Below are 1394 nucleotides of genomic sequence, written 5' to 3'. Positions count from 1 at the left end.
TAACGTCTTAGTTCTGCATCCGTCAGGTATGCAGCAACATCTTGTTAAATGCTACTAGGGAATGTTACCAGCAAGCCCCAGATGAAGAAACCGTTATCACAAGTCTAGTGGAGACCTGCAACCGTTAGCACTTATGTTAGCAACGTGGAGGTATACAGATGTCGTGCTAATGTCGGAATGCCCCATAAGTTCCTGTAGAGACCTAATGTCATAGCCCGCTTCAAGTAGAGCTGTGGCAAATGAATGTCTGAGACAGTGGGGATACACGCCCTTAGTGATACCAGCCTTCAGGCCAGCACTGCGTAAAGTCTTCTGTATGTACGTCTCATGGATGTGATGTCTAAAGCATTCATGGCTATCCTTATCAACATAAATCTTAGAAGCAGGGAACAAGAACTGATAGCCTAATTCAGATTGACGAGCCTTAAGTTTATTACCCTTAAGCCAAGGTATAACAACTTTACCCCAACCATTAGCTAAATCCTTAGCGTGTATGTCAGCTACGGAGTTAACATGTTCCTTCATTTCAGCAGTAAGAGTTTTAGGTAGCATAAGAATCCTATCCTTACCACCTTTACCAGCGTGTACATGAATCTCACCACGTTGAAAGTCTATGTCTCTAATACGGAGTGTCGCACACTCCATAAGTCTCATACCTGTTCCATACAATAATTTCGCAATAAGTAGCTGTGTCCCATCTAATTCAGCAAAAAGTTTAGCTACTTCATCCTTATTCAGGACAGTAGGCAATTTAACTTGCTTAGATGACAGCTTCATAGAATTCATTGGGTCAAGTTTCACCTGAAGAAATTTCAGATACAGAAACATTACACCATTAAACGCCTGCCTTTGAGTAGCTATAGCAACCTTATCAACATTTACCAGATGATTAATAAACGCTTCAATGTTCAGATGATTCAGTTTTGAGGGATGTCTATTATTATTAAAGGATACGTACCTCTTAATCCATATCAGATAAGCCTGCTCAGTCTTACGTGAATAGCCCTTAGTTCTCATAAATTCTTGAACCCTCACAAGGAGAGCTTCAACAGATTCGACCTTGACAGGGGCAACAGGAACAAGATTTGATGTGTCTCTGTTTAACTCAAAATCGGTTCTAATAGGTTCGTATACTTCACCCAGTAAATCGTTTATAGCCTTATTGTATCCAGCTACAACTATACGAGATTCAGATACAGCAGTATCAAAATCATAACTACCATTAGAGATAGTCATAATCCTACGCTTCAGTGAAGCAAGATACCGATTAGCTTTATCTAACTTGAGTCCAGTTAGATTAAATTCCGAATAGAAGAATACTTCAGATGATAGTGTATTCCATACAGATACAGAACAAATGGTTTTCATAATTAAGATTCCTTTAGGCAAAAAAA

1 protein-coding gene is annotated in these 1394 nt (G+C 39.4%); it reads right to left on the bottom strand.

Features of this window, described 5'->3' with window-relative positions; translation table 11 throughout:
- Window positions 1-96: 96 nt before the first annotated feature.
- Window positions 97-1394: integron integrase (locus BLV87_RS18900; RefSeq protein WP_093071205.1), on the bottom strand; the 1298-nt coding region annotated here is incomplete at its 5' end.

The sequence above is a fragment of the Thiothrix caldifontis genome, from assembly GCF_900107695.1.
Classification (GTDB): domain Bacteria; phylum Pseudomonadota; class Gammaproteobacteria; order Thiotrichales; family Thiotrichaceae; genus Thiothrix; species Thiothrix caldifontis.
The sequence above is the reverse complement of the archived record's forward strand: the minus strand, read 5'-3'. Positions and strand labels throughout refer to the sequence as shown.